Source organism: Streptococcus sanguinis (genome assembly GCF_050234405.1).
In the GTDB taxonomy this organism is placed as follows: Bacteria; Bacillota; Bacilli; order Lactobacillales; family Streptococcaceae; genus Streptococcus; species Streptococcus sanguinis_W.
This window is the reverse complement of the sequence record NZ_CP092117.1, coordinates 1,962,677-1,979,686: the sequence shown is the minus strand read 5'-3', so window position 1 is coordinate 1,979,686 and position 17,010 is coordinate 1,962,677. Positions and strand designations below refer to the sequence as shown.

General features: G+C 46.8%; 13 protein-coding genes. 9 read left to right on the top strand and 4 right to left on the bottom strand.

Annotated features, from left to right (window positions below):
• Positions 1–16 precede the first annotated feature (16 nt).
• The 8 genes from MFP28_RS09610 (at position 17) to MFP28_RS09575 (ending at position 10,195) form a co-directional block, all read left to right on the top strand.
• On the top strand, positions 17–1,099 hold the full coding sequence (locus MFP28_RS09610; protein ID WP_002907243.1) for an AI-2E family transporter: 1,083 nt from the start codon (positions 17–19) through the stop codon (positions 1,097–1,099).
• Between the two features lie 240 nt (positions 1,100–1,339).
• A complete protein-coding gene (metE, locus tag MFP28_RS09605; protein ID WP_002907242.1) occupies positions 1,340–3,592 on the top strand; it encodes a 5-methyltetrahydropteroyltriglutamate--homocysteine S-methyltransferase in 2,253 nt (750 codons plus the stop codon).
• Between the two features lie 137 nt (positions 3,593–3,729).
• Positions 3,730–4,608, top strand: coding sequence for a methylenetetrahydrofolate reductase [NAD(P)H] (metF, locus tag MFP28_RS09600; RefSeq protein ID WP_002907241.1), 879 nt, complete (start codon positions 3,730–3,732; stop codon positions 4,606–4,608).
• 1 nt (position 4,609) lies between these two features.
• Complete coding sequence (locus tag MFP28_RS09595) at positions 4,610–5,554, top strand: AraC family transcriptional regulator (RefSeq protein ID WP_032916287.1); 945 nt, start codon at positions 4,610–4,612, stop codon at positions 5,552–5,554.
• Positions 5,555–5,662: 108 nt separating this feature from the next.
• Positions 5,663–7,900: an alpha-galactosidase gene (locus tag MFP28_RS09590; protein ID WP_002907239.1), complete on the top strand. Its 2,238-nt coding sequence runs from the start codon at positions 5,663–5,665 to the stop codon at positions 7,898–7,900.
• 245 nt (positions 7,901–8,145) lie between these two features.
• Positions 8,146–8,988: a Cof-type HAD-IIB family hydrolase gene (locus MFP28_RS09585; RefSeq protein WP_002907238.1), complete on the top strand. Its 843-nt coding sequence runs from the start codon at positions 8,146–8,148 to the stop codon at positions 8,986–8,988.
• An 11-nt stretch (positions 8,989–8,999) separates the two neighbouring features.
• Positions 9,000–9,596 (top strand): histidine phosphatase family protein, encoded by a 597-nt coding sequence (locus tag MFP28_RS09580; RefSeq protein ID WP_002907237.1) that lies wholly within the window; start codon positions 9,000–9,002, stop codon positions 9,594–9,596.
• Positions 9,593–10,195 (top strand): histidine phosphatase family protein, encoded by a 603-nt coding sequence (locus MFP28_RS09575; RefSeq protein ID WP_002919643.1) that lies wholly within the window; start codon positions 9,593–9,595, stop codon positions 10,193–10,195. Before MFP28_RS09580 ends, MFP28_RS09575 begins: the two co-directional genes overlap by 4 nt.
• A 58-nt stretch (positions 10,196–10,253) precedes the next feature.
• Here MFP28_RS09575 and MFP28_RS09570 read toward each other — a convergent pair whose 3' ends face one another.
• From MFP28_RS09570 to MFP28_RS09555, 4 genes are all read right to left on the bottom strand, one after another.
• Positions 10,254–10,727 (bottom strand): hypothetical protein, encoded by a 474-nt coding sequence (locus MFP28_RS09570; protein WP_002923265.1) that lies wholly within the window; start codon positions 10,725–10,727, stop codon positions 10,254–10,256.
• The gene (locus MFP28_RS09565; protein ID WP_002907233.1) at positions 10,708–11,619 is read right to left on the bottom strand and encodes a phosphodiester glycosidase family protein; all 912 of its coding nucleotides are present in this window, start codon (positions 11,617–11,619) and stop codon (positions 10,708–10,710) included. Before MFP28_RS09565 ends, MFP28_RS09570 begins: the two co-directional genes overlap by 20 nt.
• On the bottom strand, positions 11,616–12,665 hold the full coding sequence (locus tag MFP28_RS09560; protein ID WP_002907232.1) for a bifunctional glycosyltransferase family 2/GtrA family protein: 1,050 nt from the start codon (positions 12,663–12,665) through the stop codon (positions 11,616–11,618). The genes MFP28_RS09565 and MFP28_RS09560 overlap by 4 nt, the downstream gene beginning before the upstream one ends.
• A 293-nt stretch (positions 12,666–12,958) precedes the next feature.
• The gene (locus tag MFP28_RS09555; RefSeq protein WP_002907231.1) at positions 12,959–13,780 is read right to left on the bottom strand and encodes a PrsW family intramembrane metalloprotease; all 822 of its coding nucleotides are present in this window, start codon (positions 13,778–13,780) and stop codon (positions 12,959–12,961) included.
• Between the two features lie 160 nt (positions 13,781–13,940).
• Between MFP28_RS09555 and MFP28_RS09550 the strand changes: the two genes are divergently transcribed.
• Positions 13,941–16,997, top strand: coding sequence for an AAA family ATPase (locus MFP28_RS09550; RefSeq protein ID WP_002907230.1), 3,057 nt, complete (start codon positions 13,941–13,943; stop codon positions 16,995–16,997).
• The last annotated feature ends 13 nt before the right edge of the window (positions 16,998–17,010 follow it).

Genomic DNA, 17,010 nt, shown 5'->3' with positions numbered 1-17,010 from the left:
CTTAAAAGGACACCTTATGAAAAAAATAAATGAATCCTATAAACTAATCGTCTTTGCAGCGCTTGCTTTGGCTTTGGTTCTCTATATCGGGAACATCTGGTCGGGCTTACAAAGTCTAACTTCGGTTTTTTCGCCTATTATACTGGGTGGAGTTCTAGCCTTCATCTTTAATGTCCCGATGAAAAAGCTAGAAGACTTCTTGGACAAATGCCGAGTCCCTCAGAAGTTGCAGCGCGGTTTGGCCTTGATTTTAGAGGTGCTGATTTTAGCTCTCATTATGACGGGGATTGTCTCCATCGTCGTGCCGACTTTGACCACAGCGGTCAATCAGCTGAGCGCAACAATCGGCAAGGTAGCGCCTCAGGTAGCCAAGTGGCTGCAGCAGTCTGGCTTGCTTTCCTCTAGCCAGCTGAAAGATTTGACCAAGCAGCTGCAAAACAGTGACATTGTCAACCGAGCCATCTCTCTTCTGGGCAGTCTGACAGGCAATATCTCTGCCATCTTTGGCAATTTCTTCTCTGTCATCATGTCTATTTTTCTCATGTTTGCCTTCTTGAGCAGCAAAGAGCACTTGCAGACAATCACTAGCCGTCTCCTGCAGGTTATGCTTCCAGAGAAGGCTGTCAAACGCCTATCCTATGTCGGTTCTGTCATTGTTGAGACCTATGATAAGTTTCTGATGGGGCAGATGATTGAGGCCGTCATTGTTGGGATTTTAGTCTTTATTGCCTACTCTCTGACAGGCCTGCCTTATGCGGCCTTGACAGGAGTTCTGGCTGGAGTGCTCTCTTTCATTCCCTACATAGGCCCATTCTCAGCTTGTGCTCTAGGTGCTATCTTTATCTTCACCGACAGCCCTTGGAAAGCCCTTCTTTCAATCGCAGTCTTTCAGGGAGTGCAGCTGATTGAGGGCAATGTTATCTATCCGCGCGTGGTAGGCCAGTCCGTCGGTCTCCCAACGCTCTTTACCCTAGCTGCCGCCCTGATTGGAGGTAATCTCTTTGGTTTGGTCGGCATGATTTTCTTCACGCCTATATTCGCAGTTATCTACCGCTTAGTTAGAGAGTTTGTTGTGGAGAAGGAGGAGAAAAAGCGTTAGTGAAAGAATGAAAAGAAACCAGCGAGATTTTATTCTCGCTGGTTTTTCTTTTTCCAAGGTCATAATTTCTACCTATAGCAAACAATAATTTCAGTCAATAGTGTTGTTAAAATAGGGATTTTGAATTGGTTGATGAGGTTGGTTATAGTTTTAGGCTATATAAAACTCTGGGAAATTCCAATTATACAGAGGGGGGATTTTCTGATAAGATAAAATCAAGAAAAATTTTGGAGGACGTTTATGTCAACGACTATCATTGGTTTCCCACGTTTGGGTGAATTCCGCGAATTGAAATTTACAACTGAAAAATACTTTAGACATGAAATCTCAGCAGAAGAGCTTCTGGCTGCAGCTAAGGAGCTCCGTGCTAAGCATTGGAATATTGTTAAGAAAAAAGGAATTTCTGAGATTCCATCAAATGATTTTTCTCACTATGACAATGTGCTGGATGCGGCCTTTCTCTTTAACGTAGTACCATCATCTGTGCAAGGCTTGGAGCTGACTGACTTGGAGTGTTATTTTGCCTTGGCTCGTGGCTATCAGGGCGAAAAAGGAGATGTCCGAGCTCTTCCGATGAAGAAATGGTTCAACACCAATTACCACTATATCGTTCCTAAATTTGAAAAAGAAACCCAAGTCAAGCTGGCTGGGCATAAGATTTTTGATGAATTTGCAGAAGCTAAAGAGTTGGGCTTGGTAACCCGTCCAGTTGTGGTTGGCCCATTCACCCTCCTGCAAGTATCTGACTTTGAAGACGGTGTGGCTCCGGCTGACTTTGTAGATGCACTAGCTGCAGCTTATCAAGAAGTTTTTGCAAAATTAGCAGAGTTGGGCGCAGAGCGTATCCAGTTGGATGAGCCAAGTCTGGTCAAGGATCTGTCAGCAGAAGAAAAAGCTCTCTTCTTGGACCTTTATAAGAAACTTTTGGCAGACAAGAAAGGCTTGGAAGTCTTGGTTCAAACCTACTTTGGTGACGTTCGTGACATCTATGCAGACCTTGTAGAGCTGCCAGTAGATGCGATTGGTCTGGACTTTGTAGAAGGCAAGAAAACTCTTGACCTTGTAAAAGGTGGCTTCCCAGCTGATAAGACACTTTATGCAGGGATTGTCAATGGTAAAAATATCTGGCGCAACAACTATGAAAAGAGCTTGGCAGTGCTTGAGCAAATTTCAGCTGAAAATCTTGTTTTGACAAGCTCATGCTCACTTCTCCATGTGCCATTTACAACGGCTAATGAAGAATTTGAACCAGCAATCTTGAACCACTTTGCCTTTGCGGTGGAAAAATTGGATGAAATCCGTGACTTGGATGCTATCCGCAATGGCGGTGGTGCAGAAGCACTTGCTGCCAACAAAGAACTCTTTGCGACTGAACGTGTGGGTGAAAATGCGGAACTTCGTGCTCGTATCGCTGGCTTGACAGATGCTGACTACACTCGTTTGCCAGCCTTTGCAGAGCGTGAGGAAATCCAACACAAGACACTCAATCTGCCACCGTTGCCAACTACGACAATTGGATCCTTCCCTCAAACTAAGGAAGTTCGTGCCAAACGCTTGGCCTTCCGTAAGGGTGAGCTGTCAGCAGAAGACTATGACAAGTTCTTGGCTGAGCAAATTGATGAATGGATCAAGTGGCAAGAAGAAGTCGGCTTTGACGTGCTGGTGCACGGTGAGTTCGAGCGTAATGACATGGTTGAGTACTTCGGTCAAAACCTGTCAGGCTACCTCTTCTCTAAAAATGGTTGGGTACAATCATACGGTATGCGTGGGGTTAAACCACCAATCATCTGGGGTGATGTGACTCGTCTCAACCCAATCACTGTTAAATGGTCTAGCTATGCACAAAGCCGTACAGACAAACCTGTCAAAGGTATGCTGACTGGACCTGTTACCATCCTCAACTGGTCCTTCCCGCGTGAAGACATCTCTATCAAGGATTCTACGCTTCAAATCGCTCTTGCTATCAAGGATGAAGTTCTTGACCTTGAAGCTGCTGGTGTTAAGATTATCCAAATTGACGAGGCTGCTCTTCGTGAGAAATTGCCACTCCGTCGCAGCGATTGGTATGAAGATTACCTTGACTGGGCAATTCCAGCCTTCCGCTTGGTACACTCTACAGTAGCGCCAGACACACAAATCCACACTCACATGTGTTACTCAGAATTTACAGATATCATCCCAGCTATTGACAACATGGATGCGGACGTGATTTCCTTTGAAGCTAGCCGCTCTAACTTGGAAATCCTGGATGAGCTCAAGGCTAAGAACTTCCAGACAGAAGTAGGACCTGGAGTTTACGATATCCACTCACCGCGCGTGCCAAATGAAGGAGAAATTGACCATACGATCGAAGCTATCTTGGCTAAGGTGCCAAGCAGCAAGGTCTGGATCAACCCTGACTGTGGTCTTAAAACTCGTGGTATCCCAGAAACTAAGGCTAGCTTGGAGCGCTTAGTAGAAGCAGCCAAAGCAGCTAGACAACATTTGCAATAATCCTCCTAGAACCTCAACAGTTGATCTTGATGGAGGAACATACCAAAATTGAAGCAGAGCTGACAATCCTGCAGGAGCTGTTTTTGTAGGATTGTCCTCAGCTATCACTACCATCATTGAAAGGAACTTTTTGTTATATGGTTCGTCGTCACACACCCAGTCTCTCATTTGAAGTATTTCCTCCCAATCCGGCAGTAGGCAATGATAAGATTTTTCAGGCGTTGAGAGAGATGCAAGATCTGGCTCCTCACTTTATCAGTGTGACAGCTAGCAATAATAAGTTTGACATTGAGGAGACGACGGTTCGTTTGACGGAGTTTATCGCCAACGACCTCAAGATTCCGACGATTGCTCACCTACCTGCGGTCTATCTGACCAAGGACATGGTGTCTAATATCTTACAGTCTTTGGATCGGGTTGGTGTCCATCAGATTTTAGCTTTGCGAGGGGATATTTTTCCAGATGTGGCGCCTAAGGATGATTTTACCTATGCGACTGACTTGATCGAATACATCAAGACAGAAGCACCGCATTTTGACATCATCGGAGCCTGCTATCCAGAGGGCCATCCAGATTCTCCAAATCAGATTTCGGATATTCAAAATCTGAAGAAAAAGGTCGAAGCTGGCTGTTCTAGTCTGGTCACCCAGCTTTTCTTTGACAATGAACGTTTTTACGACTTTCAGGACAAGTGCATTTTAGCGGGTATTGAAGTGCCTATCCATGCTGGGATTATGCCGATTCTCAATCGCAATCAGGCTCTGCGTCTGCTCAAGACCTGTGAGAATATCAAGCTGCCAAGAAAATTCCGGGCTATTCTGGATAAGTACGAACATGACCCAGAGTCTCTGAGAGCAGCTGGTCTGGCTTATGCTGTGGACCAAATTGTTGACTTGGTGACCCAGGATGTAGCGGGCATACACCTTTACACTATGAATAACGCTGCAACAGCCTACCATATCTATAAGGCTACCCATGCCCTCTTTAATCATAATCCATCTGTTCAATCTTTTTAAGATGAATGAAGAAACCACTAATCAGCTTCATTTGCTGTTTAGTGGTTTTTGTTTTATAATAAGGATAAAAAAATTATCCAAATCTAAGGAGAAGCTGATGGAGCATTCGCTGACCTTGGTTAAGTCTATGCAGTTTGGCCAAGAAGATTGTTTTTTTGCCTTCTGTGGTTATTCAAAAACGGAAGCCCATCATAGCTTTGGGCCGGCTGTCCGGGATGTTTATGTCATTCATATCGTACTGGAGGGACGGGGGACATACTCCGTTGGCAATCAGCGCTATGATTTGCAGGAAGGGCAGGGCTTTGTGGTGCCGCCAGGTCAATCGGTCTTTTATCAGGCTGATGGAGAAGAGCCTTGGTCTTATGTCTGGATGGGACTGGGTGGATGTCTCTTACCCCAGTACCTGCAGGCTCTGGGTTTACAGTCGGGTCAGTGGTCTTTTGAGCTGAGTTCTTTGCAGGAATTTAAGGCTTTGGTCTTTGAAAGTCTGGCTTACGAGGGCAGCGGAATAACAGCTGAACTGACTCTGCAAAGGCAAGCTTATCGCTTCTTAGAGCTCTTGTCCCAGCGTCTCAAGCAGACCTCTTTAATCACGGAAAGCCGTCGGGTCAATCCTTATGTCCAGCAGGTCTTGGAACTACTGAGCAGTCATCTGCCAGAAAGTTTATCTGTGCAGGAGTTGGCGCAGAAATTGGCGCTGCACCCTTCCTACCTATCTCGGCTTTTCAAGGATGAAGTAGGAAAAGGGATTAAGGAGTACAGCAATGACTTGCGACTCAATATGGCAGCTGATCTGCTGACGAGCAGTCAGCTTTCGGTGGAAGAGATTGCCAGTAAGACAGGTTTTGCCGGAACACAGAGCTTTTCAAAAGCCTTCAAGAAGGCGCGCGGCCAGTCGCCTTTGAATTTTCGCAAGGCTAGCTCTCATCTGGGGCAGGAGCTGTAAAAAGTCACATTTGGATAAATAATACTAGAAAGAAAGGCTTACCAAAAGGGGTGGCCTTTTTTATAATGAAAGTGGAAGTTTGATTGCAGACTGTGAAAGGAGAAAGTCATGAATAAGGCGAGTATTTTGTTTAAGGAAGAGTGCAGGCAATTTCATCTGACTAATGGCGAGATTTCTTATATCTTTCGGGTTTTGGAGGATGGTAAACTCTTGCAGCTTTACTACGGTGTGGCTGTACCGGAGCGGGATTATTCTTATCTGGTGGAGTTGCAGTATCGGCCCATGACGACCTATAGGAAAGAAGGAGATTTACGCTATTCTTTGGAGCACGTGCGGCAGGAATTTCCAGAATACGGCACGACAGATTTTCGTCATCCCGCTATCTGTCTGCGGCAGGAAAATGGCTCGCGTATTACTGATTTTGTCTATGTCAGTCATCAGATGCTAGATGGTAAGCCAGCTTTAGAGGGGCTGCCAGCTACTTATACTGAGGCTCAAATGGAGGCTAAGACTCTTATCTTGACCCTGCGAGATGCGTTGACAGAGGTGGAAGTTCAGCTGTTTTATACGATTTTTGCTGATTGGCCTGTTATCGCTCGCTCCAGCAAAGTGATTAATCAAGGCAGGGGAACTTGCTATTTGGAATCCCTAGCTAGTCTATCGCTGGATCTGCCAGATGCTGACTATGACTGGCTGCAGCTATCAGGAGCATGGGCTCGGGAACGCCATATCAAGGAGCGCCCGCTTCAGCAGGGGATTCAGTCTATTGAGTCAACCCGCGGCATTTCCAGTCCTCACCATAATCCCTTTGTAGCTCTTAAGCGACCGGAAACGACTGAATTTTCAGGTCCAGTGCTAGGAGCGGCCTTGGTGTATTCAGGTAATTTTCTCATTCAGGCTGAGGTGGACACCTATGATGTGACACGGCTGCAGCTAGGCATCAATCCTTTCGGTTTTGAGTGGAAGCTGGCTGCGGGCCAGTCCTTTACCAGTCCAGAAGCTCTGCTGGTATATTCTGAACAGGGCCTCAACGGCATGAGTCAAGCCTTTCATCAGCTATTTCGTCGACGACTAGCTAGGGGTTACTGGCGCGAGCGAGCGCGTCCTGTTCTCATCAATAACTGGGAAGCTACCTATTTTGACTTTAGTGAGAATCAGCTGCTGGATCTTGCTGAAAAGGCTCAGCAAGTAGGAGTTGAGCTCTTTGTGCTAGATGACGGCTGGTTTGGCCAGCGGACTAATGACCGCGCTGGGCTGGGTGATTGGTTTGTCAATCCAGAAAGGCTACCGCGGGGTCTGGGCTCGCTAGCAGAGCGAATTCACGGTTTGGGCATGAGGTTTGGTCTTTGGTTTGAGCCGGAAATGGTCAATAAGGACAGCCAACTCTATCGAGCTCATCCTGACTGGCTGCTGGCAGTGCCAGATAGACAGCCCCACCATGGTCGGAACCAGTTTGTTTTGGACTATTCTCGGTCGGAAGTAGTGGATGAGATTTTTGAGCGTCTGTCGGCGGTTATCGAGGAAGCGCAGCTGGATTATATCAAATGGGATATGAATCGCCCTCTGACGGATGTCTTCTCAGCTGCCTGGCCAGCTGATCAGCAAGGAGAGATTTTTCACCGCTATATCTTGGGTGTTTATGACTTGTATGAGCGTTTGATTAGTCGCTATCCGAGATTGTTATTTGAGTCCTGCTCTTCGGGTGGAGGCCGCTTTGATCCAGGTATGCTCTACTATGCTCCTCAAGCTTGGACCAGTGATGACTCAGATGCGATTGAGCGCTTGAAAATCCAGTATGGAACCAGTCTTCTCTATCCGCTTTCATCCATGGGAGCCCATGTCTCCATCGTGCCCAATCACCAGACCAATCGTCTGACTCCGTTGAAGACGCGGGGGAATGTCGCCTTTTTCGGTTCCTTTGGCTATGAGCTGGACCTTAATCAGCTAAGTCCAGAAGAATTGGCTGAGGTCAGGGAACAGATAGCTTTTTACAAGCGCCATCGAGATCTGATTCATAATGGAACTTTTTATCGACTGCAGTCGCCATTTAAGGGAGATGGGCAGACAGCTTGGATGGTTGTTAGTCAGGATCAGAATACTGCACTTTTAGGCACTTTCAAGGTCCTCAATCAAGTCAATCGCTCTCATCAGCGTTTGCAACTAAAAGGACTGGCTGTGGATAAGGTCTATCGGCTAGAGGGGCATGCCTATATGGGGGCTGAGCTTATGCGAGTTGGGCTGGTCACCACGGACGCTTCCAGCGGTCAGCTTTTGGAGGACTCTAAGCAAGAGCCAAGCTATGACTTTGATTCAAAACTTTGGCTGTTTGAAGCAGAGGATGAGTAGATAAGCTAGGAAATAAAAAGAGCAGAAGGAACAAGCTGATTAAAAGCTGTCCTTCTTCTTTTTTTCTCTGAATAAAGAAAGGATAGTACCAGTATCTCTGATAATTCTATAGGAAGAGGCTTTCAAAAAGGTGTATAATAGAATGGACTTTAGTAAAAGCAAGCTGAGGTAGAGTGAGAGAATTTGTAAAAATTGAAGAAAGCATTCGGCAAATGCGAGGAAGAACATGAGGAAGAGGGGGATTTATGACGAGAAAAATCATCTTTCTGGACGTGGATGGGACCATCATCAACTATGATAATCATATACCGGAGTCTGCTATGGTCGCCATTCGCAAGGCACGGGAAAAGGGCCATCTGGTCTATGTCTGCACAGGTCGTAGCAAGGCTGAGATGCCGCCGGAAATTTGGGATATTGGCTTTGATGGCATGATTGGGGGCAACGGCTCCTATGTGGAGCATGAGGGGGAGGTTATTCTGCACCAACTGATTCCGCGAGATGTCGCTAAAAGGCTAGTCGACTGGCTTCAGGAGCGGGGGCTAGAGTTTTACCTAGAGAGTAATAACGGTCTATTTGCAAGCAGGGGCTTCCGCGAAGCAGCACGACCAGTGCTTCGGACCTATGTACTTGGAAAAGGTGTCAATCCAGAAAAAGTAGTAAATATAGAGGCTGAAGAAGCTCTTCATGGCCTAGTTTATGGTGGGGAGATCTACCGGGACGACCTGAACAAAGTCAGCTTTATTCTCAGAAGCTATCAAGACCATCTGGACTCCAAACGGGCTTTTCCTGAGCTCAAGGCAGGTACGTGGGGTGGCAAGGGCGAGCATGCTCTCTTTGGTGACTTAGGAGTCAAAGATATTACCAAGGCGCATGCCATTGAGGTTCTGCTGAAGCATCTTCATGCTGACAGGGCAGATACTCTGGCTTTCGGGGATGCCAAGGTTGATATTCCTATGCTAGACTATTGTCAGGTCGGAGTTGCTATGGGAAATGGCGGAGCGGAAATCAAGGCCATGGCCGATCTGGTGACAGATTCGGTCAGCCAAGATGGTCTCTACAAGGCCTTTGAAAAGTTAGAACTCATCTAAAGGAGATGTGAATGATGGCAAAAACTCTTTATCTGATGCGGCATGGCCAAACGCTTTTCAACCTGCGCCACAAGGTGCAGGGCTGGTGTGATGCTCCTCTGACTGATTTTGGCATCTATCAGGCCAAGGTGGCAGGGCAATATTTTAAGGATGCCGGTATTACATTTGATGATGCTTATAGTTCTACTCAAGAGCGGGCCTGTGATACCTTGGAATTGGTAACAGACGGGAAGCTTCCCTATAAGCGTGTCAAGGGACTCAAGGAGTGGAACTTCGGGACCTTTGAAGGGGAAAGCGAGGATCTTAATCCGCCCCTGCCCTATGGAGATTTCTTTGTGACCTATGGCGGTGAATCACAAGATCAGGTGCAGGAGCGTATGGCAGCGACCATTCTCCAGCTCATGCAAGAGACGGATGGTCAGTCTGTGCTCATGGTCTCCCATGGCGGGGCTATGGCCAATTTTGCCAGAGCTTGGCGGAAAAACTGGCGTCTGGATGACCTAGGTCACATGACCAACTGCGGGATTTTGAAGTTTACTTTTGAAGATGACCAATTTTACCTAGAAGAGGCCATTGGCCACGATTTTAGCGAATGGGAGGGAAAATGAAAGATTTATATTTGATGCGGCATGGTCAGACTTTTTTCAATCAAGAGGGCTTGGTACAGGGAGCTTGCGATTCTCCTTTGACAGAACTGGGGCAGGATCAAGCCCGGCAAGCAGGAGCTTATTTGCAAGAGCGGGGCATTCGTTTTGGTCAGCTCTACTCCTCCACCCAGGAGCGGGCTTCTGATACTTTAGAACTTGTCTCCGGTCGGACCGACTATACTCGCCTTAAAGGCATTAAAGAATGGAACTTTGGTCTCTTTGAAGCCCAGCCTGAACGCCTGCAGCCGAAATTTCGACCAGGAGCCACCTCATTTGAAGACCTATTTGTTCCTTATGGTGGAGAAGGAGTGGACCAAGTCGGTGAACGCATGCTGGTCACTCTGACGGAGGTCATGGAGCAGGCAGGAGCAGAGCCAGTCTTAGCTGTTAGCCACGGCGGTGCCATGTGGGCCTTCTATCTCAAGATTGCAGCGCAAGCCTTGGATCCTAAGGTGCGCTTTGGCAACTGCGCCATCTGCCATTACCATTATGAGCCGGGACACTTTAAGCTGGCAGAAGTCATTGATCCGCTAACGGGTAGTGTGTATGAATGTGAATGAAGACTCAGAATGATTATCACTAGAATAAAAACCTCAGATTTTTCTGAGGTTTTTTGGTTTATACTTGGCTGTAGGTTTCACGACGACTTAGTTTTGTATCTTCTTTTTTGCTGGGTATTGGCTGTGCCTGGATTTCTTTATTCCACTCACTTCGAGTAAAGACCATGGAGAGTAGTGCCAGAGCCGCAAAGGCTGCTCCTACGTACCAGTAGGGCATATCCAGCGTCGTTGAGCGACCAGATAGGTTGACGATGCCACGGAAGAGCATGCCGGCTGTCATAATGGCTACAGCTGAGTTCCAGAGGTTGAGGCTGAGCCGAGAGAGATTAGGGATGCCCTTCATAAAGAGCAGGAGGAGGATGCCACCCACCAGAGGAATGGTGAAGAGATAGTGCATATGGCTAGATGTTTCGCCGAAGCTGAAGGATTCATAGATTCTGCTGAAAGCAAAGAAGAAAATAGTTAATAGGGCGTAGATAAGGGCTGTTTTTCTAAAACGCTTTTTGCTGGGATTAGTAACCGATGTAGACAATATCACTCACCGACCTTTCTGAGATAGTGTTTCCGTTGGTGGTAGGTTTGTTAATGACCTGACCGTTAAAGTAAAGTGTAGAGGAGCCGCCGCCATCAAGGTTGTAGGCGGTCTTGACACCGTAAGATTTCATGATTTCTGCCATCTGGTAGAGGGAAAGTCCCTCGCTTTCTGAGGTGCGTCCGTCTGAAACGATGATGATGTAGTGGTTTTCATCAATGATACCGATAGCAGTCCGGGGATTGGAAGACATAGACTGGCCGACTTCGGAGTTGGTATCAACGGCAATCTCACCATTTTCTACAAGAGATGGGCCGAAGGCCAAGAGATTGACCACACCGTCTTTGACCAGTTGATCGGCAGAGACTTGGTCTTCATAGATAATCTTGAAGGAGCCGTCTTTGTAAATAGCCAAATCACCATTGCTGGAGTCTTCTCGGACGGTATCGCGGTAGACGACGCCATTGCGGATGACATAGCCAGTCGTATTGGCTCCATAGTAGTCACCATTGACCGCTAGGATGGCATTGTTGTTGGCGGCCGTTTCTGAGGTCTTGGCGGTGACATTGTTTCCGTAAGTGTTTTGGGCAAAGGCTGTTTTCAGGTATTCTGATGAGCTGACGGTCACATCAGCGATGTAGACCTGGGTGTTGCTGACGGTCTTTTCAGTTAGCGTGACCGAGATGTTGTCGTCTGAATAGCTGGTATCCGTCACAGTTGCTGTTTCGGCAGCCTTGCTGGCAGCCTCGGCATTGGATGACGAACTTGCGCTTGAAACCGTGGAAATGGTCTCTGCGATGACAAAGGTTTTCAGCATGGAGTAGCTGAAAGAAGCTATTAGAAGCAGCCCGAAAATGGAGGCGTAGACATAGCGTTTCTTTAAAAATTTCATGATGCGGTGTGTGTCCTTTCCTTAAAAATAAATCTCTTTTGCACCATCCAGGAGACGGTAAAGAGCAAGATGCCGACAATGATTTTGACAATCAGAAGATTGAGGCCAAAGACAGCATAGAAGAGGCGAATCAGCAGTGTATCTAGGATAAAGAGCACTACAGCTAGGCTGAAATAGCCAGTTCCTGTCTTGAGTATACTGTCGTCGTTCTTAAAGACCAGCTTTTTATTGGTCGAATAGTTAAAGATTGAGCTGGTTACGCGGGCAATCCCATTTGCGAGAAGAATTCTCAGGCTGATTGGCACAGCAGTTAAAAATAAGAGAGCCAGTGCGTAGACGATGTAGTCCACGACGAAGCTGCTGAGAGAAGTCAGGGCAAATTTGAATATATTTTTATAAATCATGAGCCCATCCCGAATCGGCCGGAAGTGCGAGCCTTGATTGTCATTGATATAGACCGTCTCAATAGGCACTTCCAAAATGGGATATTCCTTGCTGGCTTCTAAGAGCATGTTCATTTCATACTCATAGCGCTGCCCCTCTACCTTTAGCATAAATGGAATCATGTTGGTCGTAAAGGCTCGCAAGCCTGTCTGAGTATCGGAGACACCCACGCCAGTCTGAAGCTTGAAGAGAGCCCGAGTCAGACTATTACCGAATCGGCTGCGTAGGGGCACCTTGCCAGTAAAGGCGCGTGCTCCCAGAATCAGCCGATTAGGATTTTCAGAAGCCTTGCTCGCTACACGGAAAATATCCCAGGCCTTGTGCTGGCCATCCGCATCTGCTGTTACAACCGTTCCATAGTTCTTCAGTGTCTGGATAAAGGTAAAAGCAGTTTTTAGCGCTTGCCCTTTGCCTTGATTGACCTGATGACGGAGCACGGTCGCGTATTGCTCTGCCTGTTCAAAGACTATCTGGCATTTGGAAGAGCTGCCGTCATCGATAACAATGATATGAAAATCACTTTTATGGTGAATTTTTTTTATCAGCTTAATAAGATTATAATCAGGCTCATAGGCCGGAATCACTAGATAATCCATATCCATACCTCTTTCTTAGATGATTTGTAGAAAGTATACAGACTGCGGCTTAAAATTTCCTAATATAAGTTAGTTTTAAGAAAATGTTAACATTTCTTTAAGGAAAGAGCATGGAAAGAAGAGGATTAGAGGTGGTTTTGCACAATGAATGTTAGAGTATGACAAAGGGATTATGTAGATATCTCTAAAAATAGGTCATTCCGATTTTTGCAATTGCTTGGTATGTCTTAAATGTAGAATGTTAAAAAATATTCCTGAATACCCCCAAAAAAAACGACCCTAACGGTCGTTTTTTTGCATCATTCCACTTCCAATTCTTCTTGGTCAATTTTATGAGCTGTTCGGTAGGCTTGGTAAAAGATAAAGACAGCCAGAGCAGTCATAGCTGGTACGATGATTGGGATATCCGTTTCGATAGCAGTCAGCGGTGAGTTCCAGAAGAAGTGGAGAACGAAGGCTGCTAGGAAGTAGAGGAGCCCCACTCGGAAATAATTTTTCTGAGTTTTGGCATAGCGTAGCATGAGAGCTAGACCGAGAGTGGTTAGGGCGGTGTAGAGCCAGTGAGAGGCGACGCCGCCAGTGATACGGCCTAGGATACCAGAGATAGTGAAGGAGAAGCCTTCGGGCAGGTCAGAGAGGATATAAGAGAAGTCCTCGCTAATCTGAAAGCCCATGCCGGCCGTTATACCCAGCATCAAGAAGGATTTGAGCTTTTTGACGGGGACTAGATAGACAGCGAAGGCAACTGCCAACAGCTTGAGTGGTTCTTCAACCAGCGGAGCTGCGATGGCATTTTCTAGGTCACTGAGCAGAGTATTTGGGAAGCTGGTGCTGACCCATTCGTGGATATAGGTGTTGGCCAAGCCAGAGGTCCAGCCTGAAATGAAAAGGCCGCCTAGCAGAGCTATCCCAAGGCTAAGTGCAGGCGTCTGCCATTTTTTACCCAGTTGGCGAATCAAGAGTAGGGCAGGGACGATATAGAGCAGAGCCAAGAGGGCTGACAGTCCGACAATTCCATAGGAAGTACCTGACATACTGCCAGTGGTATAGGCTTGTGTCTCGTATTCTAAGCCAATCGCGCTCAGAAGGAGAAAAATGAAAAGAACAATATTTTTCTTCATAAGTAACTTTCTAAAATTTTATTTTCATCCTAGTATAACAAAAAAATCCTAAATAAAACCAATTTAAAAACTGGAAATTAAGGGTTAGTATAATACTTTACTTGCCAAACTGTCTCTTTTTGTTTATATTAGTTCTATAAGGTTTCTTGGAGGCGTTTGCATGTCGAAAAATCTGTTGAGGTTGAAATTGCTGGGAAGTCCGAGTGTCTTTCTCAATCAGGAGGAAGTCTTTTTTCCTTTTGCCAAAATCAATGCTCTGCTTTACTATCTTTACATCAATGGAGCAGTCAATCGGGAGGAGATTGCAGGAATCCTCTGGGAAAACAAGGATAATCAGACCGCCAAAAAGAATTTGCGCAATACCATTTATCAAGCTAACAAGTTACTAGGTGGGGAATGGATTGTCGCTCCCAACCGGACTGTGCTGTCGCTTAATCCCGAGTGTATGATTGAAAGTGATGTAGAACGCTTCACGGATCATCCTGCGGAGCATCTGTCGCTCTATCAGGGGGATTTTCTGCAGGGCTTCTATCTCAAGGACAGTGAGGCCTTTGATTACTGGGTGTCTAAGATGCGGACGCGATATGAGCAGCTTTATATCCAAGCCTGCTACCAACAGCTGGAAACAGAAAAAGACCAGCTGGATTTGGAAGAGGCTGAGCGGAATTTGCGCCGCTTGATCAGCATTGATGAGTTTGATGAGAAGAACTACCATCTGCTCATGAAGCTCTATCAGGATAATGATCGGCCTGGTAAGGTGATTGAGACTTATTATAAATTGGTCAATATTTTGGATAAGGAACTGGGCATTAGTCCTACGGAACCTATCCAGCAACTATATCATGAGGTGCTTGCCAAGGACCGGAGCGAGCGCAAGACTAAGCAGTTTCTGCGCAATACGGACCACTTTTTCGGGCGGGTTGATGAAATCAAGCGCTTGGAATCTTACTTTTCTAAGGTGATAGAGACTCAGGAGGCGCGTGCTCTTGTCCTAGTCGGTGGTACTGGTATCGGAAAGCGGACAGTGACTCGTCAAGTACTGGCCAATCAGACCAAGTATTTCCAGATTGTCATGGCTGAGTGCTTTAAGGAAGAGATGAAGGCAGAGCTGCAGCCTTGGCGTGGCTTGCTGGACGGCCTGGGCGACTTGGTTATTCAGCACCAGATTCTTTCTATCAGCCAGTGGCAGGTCATTTTGGAGAGTTATTTTCCTATTTTGACAGGCGGCACTTCTGGTCGTCAGTTGGATGCGGACAAGCTGGCTCAGTTTGTGGTGGATATTCTGCAGAAGATTTCTAAGAAAAAAGCTTTGATAATCTTAATTGAGGACTGTCACTGGATGGATGAGGCCAGCGTTGCTGTCTTGGAGCAAGTTATGAATCATTTGACCGGCTATCCTGTGGCCTTTGTGCTGACCAAGCATCTGAGCACCCCTTCTTATTTGGAACATTTTTTCAATCACCTGCTGGTTCGCAATAAGCTAGGCTTTATTGAGCTGCAGCCGCTGAATTTTAAGGATAGTGCAGCTTACTTGCAAGCCCAGACAGGTCAGTTAGCCATACCTGAAGAAGGCTTTGAGGATATTTATCGGGTCAGTCAAGGCATCCCTTTCTTCCTATCGGAATACGCTGAGCAGCTCCTGCGAGGCGAGAAGTTTCATCCGCTGACCCCGGCCATCAAGGCTAAGCTGTCTCTGAAGCTGGATTACCTGAGCAGTCAAGAGGAGGAGTTGGTGGACTGTCTGGCTTGCTTTAGGGGTCCTGCATCGGTTTCGCTCTTAGCCAGGCTATTAGGCCTGCCGATGGAAGAAGTGGTCGAAATCACTGAGGAGTTTGGACAGAAGGAGCTCTTGATAGAAGAGGAGCAGGGCGAGGAATTGGTAGTGTGGTTCAGCCAGGAGCTTCTGAGAATCTACGCCTATGAGCGTTTATCGCTTGCCAAGAAGCGAATGCTGCATCACCAGATTGCCCAAGGTATGGAAGACCAGCTGGGAGACTCTCTCTATCATGCCCAGCTGCTCAATGAAATCGCCTATCACTACAAGCTGTCCAAGCAGCCGATTAAGTCTCTGGAGTACGAGCTGCATTATCTCGAGGCTACTCTGAAGTTTCATCACGAGCTCTTTCCGATTTACTCGCGGGAGTTTGGCTTTATTGAAAAGACGGATGATAGCAATCAGTCAGCGGTTTTAGACCAGTTTGACCGTATCCGTCGGGAGATAGAGGGCTTAGAGAGAAAACACCAGAATCACAAGGATTTTCAGCTATTGGTTCTCCGCTTTCTCTATCTAGAAGGGCGCTATGCTATCCGGACAGGGGATTACCAGCAGGGGATGGACAATATCCAGCAGGTGATTGCTTCGGCCAAGGAGCTGCAGCAGATGGATTTTCTCCTAGAAGGCTATCGGCAGATGATTTACTACTGTATCCAGACGGAGAATATCCCTGAGATGCGCTACTATACGGAGCTGGCTCTGGATGCTTCGGTCCAGGCCAACAATCACGAGGCCATTGCTATCAACCTCCGACTCAAGGGGCTCTATCATCTCATGATTGGAGATGAGGAGCAGTCGCTTCACCATCTCTACCAGTCTATTGATTGTTTCAGCTTGACGGCTTCGCTGCGTTCCAAGTACTCGATTCAGATTGCAGCGGCTCTAGACTACTTGGCGGAGATTGAGCAGATTCGCGGGAATTTCACGGCATCTCTGGCTCATCAAAAAGAGGCCATTAAGCTGACGGAAAATAAAACAGCAGAGCCTTCGATTTTTGCTTTCTATATCGGCTTGGGTATGACTTACTATCAGATGAAAGATTATGAGCAGGCGGAGCGGATTTTCCTCAAGGCGAAAACAGCCTTGAAATCTCTCAGCTTCCCTTGGAAAGAGACCCAGTTGGAAGTTTATCTGGCCTTGATTGGCTGCGTGAAGGGAGATTGCCAGTCGGTGCTTGATCTGCTGCGGAAAAAGGATAGCCTCATCAGTCGCTATGGCAATCCGCGGGACAAGGGGCTGATCTACTATCTGATGGCTGTGATTAAGTATGGACTGCTGACTGGCAGCTTGCAGGAAGCAGACTTTGAAGACTTGCTGGATCAGGACTTTGAGACCTACTATGAAACGGCCAAAAGCCAGCTTAATCCCTACAGAGATCGGCACCAGCTAAAGGAATTAGAAAACTTACGCCAAGGCCTATCTCAGGCATTAAACGCACAATAAAAGAGGATGAAAG

What these genes read in the sequence shown, in the direction of transcription:
- MFP28_RS09590 (WP_002907239.1), top strand. Translation starts at nt 5,663, where the DNA reads ATGAATAAGGCGAGTATTTTGTTTAAGGAAGAGTGCAGGCAATTTCAT.
- metF (WP_002907241.1), top strand. Translation starts at nt 3,730, where the DNA reads ATGGTTCGTCGTCACACACCCAGTCTCTCATTTGAAGTATTTCCTCCC.
- MFP28_RS09585 (WP_002907238.1), top strand. Translation starts at nt 8,146, where the DNA reads ATGACGAGAAAAATCATCTTTCTGGACGTGGATGGGACCATCATCAAC.
- MFP28_RS09580 (WP_002907237.1), top strand. Translation starts at nt 9,000, where the DNA reads ATGATGGCAAAAACTCTTTATCTGATGCGGCATGGCCAAACGCTTTTC.
- MFP28_RS09595 (WP_032916287.1), top strand. Translation starts at nt 4,610, where the DNA reads ATGAATGAAGAAACCACTAATCAGCTTCATTTGCTGTTTAGTGGTTTT.
- MFP28_RS09560 (WP_002907232.1), bottom strand. Translation starts at nt 12,665, where the DNA reads ATGGATATGGATTATCTAGTGATTCCGGCCTATGAGCCTGATTATAAT.
- MFP28_RS09610 (WP_002907243.1), top strand. Translation starts at nt 17, where the DNA reads ATGAAAAAAATAAATGAATCCTATAAACTAATCGTCTTTGCAGCGCTT.
- MFP28_RS09555 (WP_002907231.1), bottom strand. Translation starts at nt 13,780, where the DNA reads ATGAAGAAAAATATTGTTCTTTTCATTTTTCTCCTTCTGAGCGCGATT.
- MFP28_RS09565 (WP_002907233.1), bottom strand. Translation starts at nt 11,619, where the DNA reads ATGAAATTTTTAAAGAAACGCTATGTCTACGCCTCCATTTTCGGGCTG.
- MFP28_RS09550 (WP_002907230.1), top strand. Translation starts at nt 13,941, where the DNA reads ATGTCGAAAAATCTGTTGAGGTTGAAATTGCTGGGAAGTCCGAGTGTC.
- metE (WP_002907242.1), top strand. Translation starts at nt 1,340, where the DNA reads ATGTCAACGACTATCATTGGTTTCCCACGTTTGGGTGAATTCCGCGAA.
- MFP28_RS09575 (WP_002919643.1), top strand. Translation starts at nt 9,593, where the DNA reads ATGAAAGATTTATATTTGATGCGGCATGGTCAGACTTTTTTCAATCAA.